The 1,431-nt window shown below is 42.6% G+C and carries 1 protein-coding gene; it reads right to left on the bottom strand.

Annotated elements, in window-relative coordinates; translation table 11 throughout:
* On the bottom strand, positions 1-1,431 hold a 1,431-nt coding region (locus tag AB5217_RS24815; RefSeq protein WP_410521221.1), incomplete at both ends, for a TonB-dependent receptor plug domain-containing protein.

Genomic DNA, 1,431 nt, shown 5'->3' on the forward strand with positions numbered 1-1,431 from the left:
GGTGTAATGGTATTCTGAATCTTCACCTGTAGGCGCCCAAGTACTTCCATATCCGTAGATTTCAGAATAATTGGTAGTATAAGCGTCATCACCAATCTGGTATTTAATATCCAGTTTGTGGTTGTCAGTTCCAAATTTAGTGGTGTATTTCACGAAAGCATTTCCGAAGAAACGTTGTGAACGTTCAGAGAACTGGTTATTGTCAACTGCCCAATATGCATCGTCGATCCAGCTGTCTCGATATGTATTTTGTGTGTAAGGGTCGCCTTCTATGTGAGAAGGAATACCGGCCATATTATAGCTGACGGGTGCATTATAGATCGTAGCAACCACACTGGTGTTGGCTGTAGACTGTTTGGAGATTTTTGAAGTCACAAAGTTTCCATTAAATCCGGTAGTCCAGTTAGGATGGAGTTGTGCTTCGGCGGACATTTTCACGTTATATCTATCCATACCGGTTGATGGAACGATACCATTACTGGTGGTGTTACCCAAAGAAAAGGAGTAGTTACCTTTGTCGAATCTCTGGGCTACATTGACGTTATTGCTCCAAGATACACCTGTTTCAAAAAAGTCCTTCATGTTGTTATATGCTTGTGGAGTAGCCCACGGATTCATGCCGGCAGCTGCAAGTTGAGGAACATAGTATTTTCCGGACTGTTTACCATATTGGCTGGTGTAACTGTTGTCTGTATTTCCTCCGTAGGTAGGGTCGTTAGCTAATTCGGAAATCTTAGGACCCCATGCGAAAGGAGATGACGGATCGAAAGTACCGCCTGAACCTTGTGCATATTCTTGTTGCAGTTCCGGAAGAGTTGAAATCTTATCAAAGGAAAGGTTAGTACTGAAAGTAATAGTCGGTTTTCCTTTATCTGCTCCTTTACCACTTTTGGTGGTGATAACGATAACACCATTGGAAGCTCTCATACCATACAAAGCAGAAGCGGCTTGTCCCTTTAATATATTGATACTTTCTATATCATTAGGGTCAATGTCGACAGCACGGTTAGCATAGTCCGTTCCATACGCTCCATCGGTAAGAGAAGTACTCACATCTGCGGTAGAAGCGATAGGCATACCATCAATTACATACAATGGAGTATTGTCTCCAGTGAAAGAACGAGAACCGCGAATCGTGATCTTTGAAGAAGCACCCGGCATACCTGATGATGGGGTGATGTCAATACCTGATACTTTTCCTTGTAAGGCTCCCGCTAAATCTGTATTAGCAGCACGTGTCAACGCATCCGATTTGACATCTTGTACGGCATATCCCAATGCTTTCTTTTCGCGTGAAATACCCATAGCGGTAACTACTACTTCGTCTAGCTTTTGGGCGTCAGCCTTTAATACAACTCTCAAATTTGGCTTAATAACTACTTCTTGTGTTTGCATTCCGATATACGAAATCTGCAAAGTCTTTGCAGAACT

The sequence above is a fragment of the Bacteroides sp. MSSM.1001136sp1_RTP21357st2_D2_RTP21359_211015 genome (assembly GCF_040913205.1).
Lineage (GTDB): Bacteria > Bacteroidota > Bacteroidia > Bacteroidales > Bacteroidaceae > Bacteroides > Bacteroides ovatus.